The 6,344-nt window shown below is 44.0% G+C and carries 6 protein-coding genes; 2 read left to right on the forward strand and 4 right to left on the reverse strand.

Annotation, left to right across the window (positions count from 1 at the left end):
• The first annotated feature begins 185 nt into the window (after nt 1–185).
• Complete coding sequence (locus tag IQ263_RS14290) at nt 186–668, forward strand: hypothetical protein (protein WP_194068006.1); 483 nt, start codon at nt 186–188, stop codon at nt 666–668.
• Between the two features lie 406 nt (nt 669–1,074).
• On the opposite strand, the gene IQ263_RS14295 is transcribed toward IQ263_RS14290, so the two are convergent.
• Both IQ263_RS14295 and IQ263_RS14300 read right to left on the reverse strand, forming a co-directional pair.
• A complete protein-coding gene (locus IQ263_RS14295) occupies nt 1,075–2,547 on the reverse strand; it encodes a sensor histidine kinase (protein WP_194068007.1) in 1,473 nt (490 codons plus the stop codon).
• 81 nt (nt 2,548–2,628) lie between these two features.
• Nucleotides 2,629–3,585 (reverse strand): FTR1 family iron permease, encoded by a 957-nt coding sequence (locus IQ263_RS14300; RefSeq protein ID WP_194068008.1) that lies wholly within the window; start codon nt 3,583–3,585, stop codon nt 2,629–2,631.
• Here IQ263_RS14300 and IQ263_RS14305 point away from each other — a divergent pair.
• Entirely contained in the window at nt 3,560–3,754 is a 195-nt protein-coding gene (locus IQ263_RS14305; RefSeq protein WP_194068014.1) for a hypothetical protein, read from the forward strand. The two genes, IQ263_RS14300 and IQ263_RS14305, sit on opposite strands and share 26 nt — an antisense overlap.
• A 99-nt stretch (nt 3,755–3,853) precedes the next feature.
• Here IQ263_RS14305 and IQ263_RS14310 read toward each other — a convergent pair whose 3' ends face one another.
• The gene (locus tag IQ263_RS14310) at nt 3,854–4,879 is read right to left on the reverse strand and encodes a ComEA family DNA-binding protein (protein ID WP_194068009.1); all 1,026 of its coding nucleotides are present in this window, start codon (nt 4,877–4,879) and stop codon (nt 3,854–3,856) included.
• 162 nt (nt 4,880–5,041) lie between these two features.
• A complete protein-coding gene (locus IQ263_RS14315; protein ID WP_194068010.1) occupies nt 5,042–6,046 on the reverse strand; it encodes a multicopper oxidase domain-containing protein in 1,005 nt (334 codons plus the stop codon).
• Nucleotides 6,047–6,344: the final 298 nt, after the last annotated feature.

The following is a 6,344-nucleotide window of genomic DNA, read 5'->3' on the forward strand; positions in this document are numbered from 1 at the left end:
TCTCTCAATTAATAGTCGTCTCTGCTCATATCCAAGGGCGATATGTTTTTAAATTACTGATATTCACCCAGCATTGTTTCAACAGTTATGTTGGCTAATTTATGAATAAGTTTTAATAATTTTTATTAACTAGCTGTCTCAAAGTGCCATAATTTACCAATCATTGTCCGCCCAGAGTAAATCACATGAAAACGCTCAAGTCAAGTTTAATTATTCTAGGCAGTGTCGGATTGCTCTTTTTGGGAGCTTGCGGTAAAGCCGACCAAACAAGCGATACAAATACTACTCCACCACCACCACCTGCGGCCTCTCAACCTGCGTCTTCCGCTCCCGCCACGACTTCTGCTGCGAAAGGAGCTAACGGGGGTCAAGTTGTCAATTCTGGTGCTTACCATTTAGAGTTTGTACCTGAAAAAGAAGCTACGGGAACTCACTTAGATTTGTATCTGCAAAAAGGCGATAAAAAGGAACCAGTTCCTGACGCAAAAGTGACGGCTCAAGTGCAGTTGCAGAATGGAAAGCAGCAAACCCTAGCTCTCAAATACGATCCAGAGGGCAAACATTACGCTGTTGTGTTTCCCGGCAAAGAACCGGGTCAATATCCTGTGAAGGTGAATGCGGATATTAACGGAGAAAAAGTAGACGGTCGTTTTACATTCACTCAGTAGTTTGACAGTCCTGGAGGCACAGATAGCCAGAAACCGGGTTTTTTGCCTAATTTTTGGGGTGCAACGAAGGATTTTCGTGAAAAAACCCGGTTTCTTTGGTATAAATGCGTAAATCCTGCTTGCATCTAATGCCCCCATTACTATTGGAGGAGGAGCCATGCAAAATGCTAATATTCCTCACCTTATTCAAAGATTTTGTGCTTTCCTCTCATTTTACAAAAGTCAAAATTCCCGTTTATTGTAGCACGAACCTCCCGCCCAGCTAGTGTTAACTTAAGCCAGAAAGACCGCCAAGGACTTTTGCTATTAGACAGGGGTTGAAACCCTTCTTTAATAGCGAATTTGACCTGTTTGCTAATACCAACAGTGCCGCCCGTTGGGCTACCTGCCGTTAAAAAGATCAAATTCAAACTGCTTCCTGCATTGCCAATAACCTGCTAGTTTCAGACTTCTGCTGCCTGATTGGTAGCGAAATTACAAACTCAGTACCTTCTCCAACTCTCGAAAGGCACTCCAAGCTGCCACAGTGCTTTTCTCGAACAATCTCGCAGCTAATTGATAACCCTAAACCCGTTCCTTTACCGGCGGGTTTCGTGGTGAAAAAGTGGTTAAATATTTTAGACTTGACTTCTTCAGTCATTCCAGCGCCGTTGTCCGAAATGCGGATGATTACCCGATCGCCCTCCGCGACTTCCGTGCTAATCTCAATTGTAGGACAGCCTCTGTGACAATTCAAAACACCCGCATTAGAACTATCTCGCAAAACATCAATGGCATTGCTGATAATATTCATAAACACCTGATTTAATTGCCCTGCATAACATTCTACCAGCGGCAAATTCCCGTAATCTTTAATCAATTCGATACCCGGAAGTTTGCCGTTCGCTTTCAGTCGGTGCTGGAGAATTAACAGAGTGCTGTCGATTCCTTCGTGAATCGAAGCCACACTCATGCCATCTTTATCCAAACGCGAAAAATTACGCATCGACGAAACAATCGCGCAAATTCTGTCAGTTCCTACCTTCATTGAAGTAATTAGTTTGGGCAAATCTTCGCTGAGAAAATTTAATTCTACTGTCTGAATTTTCTCCTGAATTTCTTCTACCGGATTCGGATAATGTTCGCCGTAGAGGTTGACCAAACGCAACAAATCTTCAACATAATTGCGGGCGTAGGCGATGTTCGCATCAATAAAGTTGATGGGGTTGTTAATTTCGTGGGCAATTCCTGCTGTCAATTCACCCAAAGCTGATAATTTTTCGGTATGTACTAATTGAGCTTGACTTTCCTGAAGTTTTTGCAAAGCTCGCTCTAATTCTCGGGCTTTTATTCTCAATTCTGCTTCAGATTGTTGCAGAGCTTTTTTAGCTTTTTTTCGCTCTTGAACTTCTTTAATTAAATAATTATTTGCTCGGGAAAGTTTGCCAGTTCTTGCTTGCACTCGCTGTTCCAATAATTCGGCTAGTTCAGCCAGTGCTGTCTCAGCTTTCCGGCGTTCTGCAATTTCATTTTCTAATGCTAAATTTGCGGCTTCTAGCCTTGCTGGGCTGGGAAGTGCCAGTGCAAAAGGCATCAATGTTAACAGCAACAAAACTGAACTCCCAGCGACAAAAGCCGTAATTGCTTTCATGAATTGTGAGACTAAAGATTCAGGAAACCACAGATACCATGTTTGAATTACGTGAATTGTGCCGCAGGCGACGAAGAATGCTCCGAATACCAGAAACATCCACTGAAACGGGATATCTCGCCCTTTGTAAAGCGAGTAAACCAGCATTGTGGGAATTGCATAATAGGAAATTACGATGATAACTTGCAGCCATTCCGAATTAAAAAATCCAGAGTTTGCTGACACCGTAGCAATTGCTAAGTCAATCATAAACAATCCTTAGTTAATTTGAATTGGGTTTAAATCTCACTAATTTTAAGTTTCTAGATAGATGCACCCTGTTGTTTGGACTTAATTTCCTATTTCGTTACTCCTGTTTTTTGATTTGATTGGAAAAAATACTCTACCGCTCAAACTTTGGAGATAAATCCCACCCACGGTGATTAGAAAGACGAAATAAGCAAAGCCCTGCACCAAATAAAGTTTGTCCGTGTAGCCAAACATCGCGCTCAGCAACAAGCCGGGAAACTTTTCTTGGGGAAGCACTTTCGAGGTATTCCACACCATCGGCCCGAGAATGCAAGAGTGCTCTTTGGCAAATCTTTCGTAATAGAAACACATCCCTGCTGACTCGCGATTGGCTTGCGATAAAATATTCACAGCGCTGTCAAATAATCCCAAAGTAGATACCACTAAACCCGCTACAATAAAGAGCAATAAAATGCCCATATACTTAAAAAATAGGCGGATATTAATTTTTACTCCCCATTTAAACAGCAGCACGCCAATTCCGGCGGCTGAAAGTATTCCTCCCAAAGCGCCGATGGCTGGAAGAAGGCCTTGTTGAAACTTAGCGACGACAAACAAAACGGTTTCAAATCCTTCGCGCAAAACGGCAATCAAAATTAAACTAAATACGCCCCAGCCTGCATGAGATTTGTCCGTTAAGGCAGCACTTACTGCGCCTTCGACTTCGGCTTTCATAAATCGCGCTTGCTTGGTCATCCAGAGCAGCATCCAGCTCAGCATTGCTATTGCTAAAACTCCAAAACTTGCCTCTAGCAGAGATTCCATAATTGGTGCAAAGGGTTGATTGGATGCGGACAAAATTTGAATTGTCCAGCCAAACAGTACACCTATCAAAGCGCTGGCAATAAGTCCGACGGCGACACCGCCATAAACCCAAGGACTTAAATAACTTTGTCCCGATTTTTTGAGGCAAGCTAGAACGATTCCAACAACTAAGGCGGCTTCTACTCCTTCGCGGAGGGTAATTACAAATGTGGGTAATGCTTCGCTGAAATTCATTTTTTTAATTAGAAGGAATAAGGAAGAAGGAAGTTCGGCAACGAGCAATGTACGGGATGTAACGGATGTAACGGATGTAACGGATGTAACGGATGTAAGTCCGTCGGAAGAAGGAAGAGGGAAGAGGGAAGAGGGAAGAGGGAAGAGGGAAGAGGGAAGAAGGCTTTAGTTATCCGGCGACTTAAGGAAGAAGGAAAAAGACTTACTTAATTTCGATAATATTTGAAAGGTTTGTAGTGCGGACTTAAGTCCGCACTACAAACCGTTTTTAAGAGGCGGGTTTGAGCACTTTTTGGCTGTCGTTTTCGATCGCCTTAATGAGCACGGCCACTTGTTCGGTGGTTTTTACCGGGGCTGGTGGCGCGATCGCAGTTGGCCAATTTGCCTTAAGTTCAGTCATGTTAGCAACAATTGCTTTGTCGATATCCGGGTTAGTTTTAGCCACTTGAGCGGCAATATTTTGGTACAGGGTTTCCGCGTACATGACGAAACCCCGCGAATCTTGGTATTCAATAACTGCGGAAATTTTGCCGTTAGCAACTGCCGCTCCGTATTCGGAATTAGCTGTATCTAGCAAGCCGTTAATCACTTGCAGCACGAATTTCGGATCTTGGCGCTGCGCTTCGGGAAGGGCGGCAATTGCTCCATCTACAGCTTGCATTGATGTGTTAAATTCTGCATTTACTTCAGCCGGATCTTTTGCACCCGCTTTAATTAAATCCTGCAATTTAATTAAAGTTGTCTTGAATTCGGGAACTTTTCGCTCGTTTAGCTGGTCTTCCACATCGGCATAAATTTCTTCTACCGGGTGACCGATGTGCGGTTCGGCTTGGTCTGGTTTGCCTGCATCCAAGAGTTCTTTTGCTACCAAAAGATGCCCTTTCATCAAGCCAAGTTTAGTCATGTAGTCTACATCTTTAGCTTCCCCTGTGAGGACAACATCTTCAATAGTTACCATGTCTTTAATTTGGTCAAATTGGGCTTGATTAATGACATTTTTAGATACCAATTCTTCGGTTTTTCCGTAGGGGCGGCTGGCTTGAATTTTGTTAGAAAGTGCCGGAATTCCTAACTTGGCTTCGAGTTTATCTAACTCCGAAAGAATGGCGGTATTAATGTTAATACCGGGTTTGCCGCCGTGATTCATGCTGTGGCCGCTTGTTGCTGCGGTAGTAGCAGTGGGGGTGGGTGAGGCGGTGCTGCTGGTGTTGGTGGGGGTGGAAACGCAACCAGTCAAAGCAACGAGGATGGCTGTAGCAGCGGCTGTCGGTAATTGACGAAAGGATGGTAACATGGCAGTTGATGATTTTTGGGTTGGGTGCAGTTTGACTCGCCTGTTATCAAGAAAGTTTCTTAATTATTTGCGAGTTAATGATTCTACCTATTTAGGATAAATTTTGGTAGATAATTTAAGACTTTCTTAACTAAAATCGGCGCAGATCGATCGCGATTTGGGTTAAGCGATGACTTCAAATAAACCCATGCAGCCTGCTTCGGCGATCGCATCTTGATGGGGATGAAACATATATTTTCCGCCGTAGCTGTAGCTAAATTCTAAAATATGTCGTTCAGCTACTCCCATTGTAATGACATCTGTTTTCTCGCTGGGTGTTAAAGTCATTCCCGTGCGATATAGGTCAAAAAAATTGGCGTGCAGGTGAAAAGTCACGGCTGATTCATACTCAATCATGTTCATTACATACAGCCGGATAAGCTGATTTTTGTAAATCTGGATCGGGTTTTTCATATAATAATTGGGTATTCCGTTAAAAGCGTAAAGCTCATTTTTTTGTTTGTCGTTTACGTCGTAACCTCCCATGATTAACAGAATTTCGTCTGCTGGTGGGCGAGGTTTTGGCGGATCGACAATGAACATTCCATAAAGTCCTTTACCGATGTGGCGGGTCACTGGGGCAATGTGACAGTGATATAGATGCACGCCATAGGGAAGTGCGTCGAACTCATAGATAAACGCAGAGCCGTTTCGGATCGGTTTAACGCCGTCCATTTCTACGGGATGAACGCCGTGGAAGTGCAGCGAATGAGAATGTCCGGCTTTGTTAGAAAAAATGACCCGGATGCGATCGCCCTCAGTTGCTCTCAATGTCGGCCCGGGCACGCGATTGTTCACATTCCAAGTGTTGAAACTAACGGCGCTGTTAAGTTGGACGATCGATGTGTTCGCTTCCATGCGAAATTCCCGCACCGTGCGCCCGTTTTCCCGCGTCACCGTGCCGTAATCAAAATCCCGCGCAATTTGCATCGGATTGATCGTGCTAGCTGCGACTGGATCGGCAGCCATTGGCGGTATTCTCGGTGCAGCCGATCGCTTTTGGGTAAAATTTTGCAGTGCGATCGCGCCGGACGCTACCCCAGCACCAGCTATTCCTAGCTGTAGGAGTTGGCGGCGAGTCCAGTACCCCGGCTTTTTGCTCGCGGAGCGATCGGATAAGTCTGCCATACTTCTTGATAATTATTCTCAAAACTTGGGCTGCATCCGAGTATAAGACATTTTTAGCTTATTGTCAATTTATGTCAACTGTTATTTTTTTATGCGAACTCAAGAAATTTCATAACGATTTCATTTAAGTGTGTCAACTTATATGTTGGGGGTTAGCGCTGGCGGCAGCTAATAAGCTGTTGTGCAAATAAACATTGTATATTTTGATGACAATCAAAAATCGTCAAATTCTCTCCCCCTCTCCCCTGATCCCCATCGGACCCTCAATCGCCATACACAATCTATATGAGCAACAGCT

This window comes from Tychonema sp. LEGE 06208 (assembly GCF_015207505.1).
GTDB lineage: Bacteria > Cyanobacteriota > Cyanobacteriia > Cyanobacteriales > Microcoleaceae > Microcoleus.

Bases quoted from the DNA above. Each gene is read 5' to 3' on its own strand.
- IQ263_RS14310 (WP_194068009.1), bottom strand. From the start codon at position 4,879: ATGTTACCATCCTTTCGTCAATTACCGACAGCCGCTGCTACAGCCATC.
- IQ263_RS14315 (WP_194068010.1), bottom strand. From the start codon at position 6,046: ATGGCAGACTTATCCGATCGCTCCGCGAGCAAAAAGCCGGGGTACTGG.
- IQ263_RS14295 (WP_194068007.1), bottom strand. From the start codon at position 2,547: ATGATTGACTTAGCAATTGCTACGGTGTCAGCAAACTCTGGATTTTTT.
- IQ263_RS14290 (WP_194068006.1), top strand. From the start codon at position 186: ATGAAAACGCTCAAGTCAAGTTTAATTATTCTAGGCAGTGTCGGATTG.
- IQ263_RS14300 (WP_194068008.1), bottom strand. From the start codon at position 3,585: ATGAATTTCAGCGAAGCATTACCCACATTTGTAATTACCCTCCGCGAA.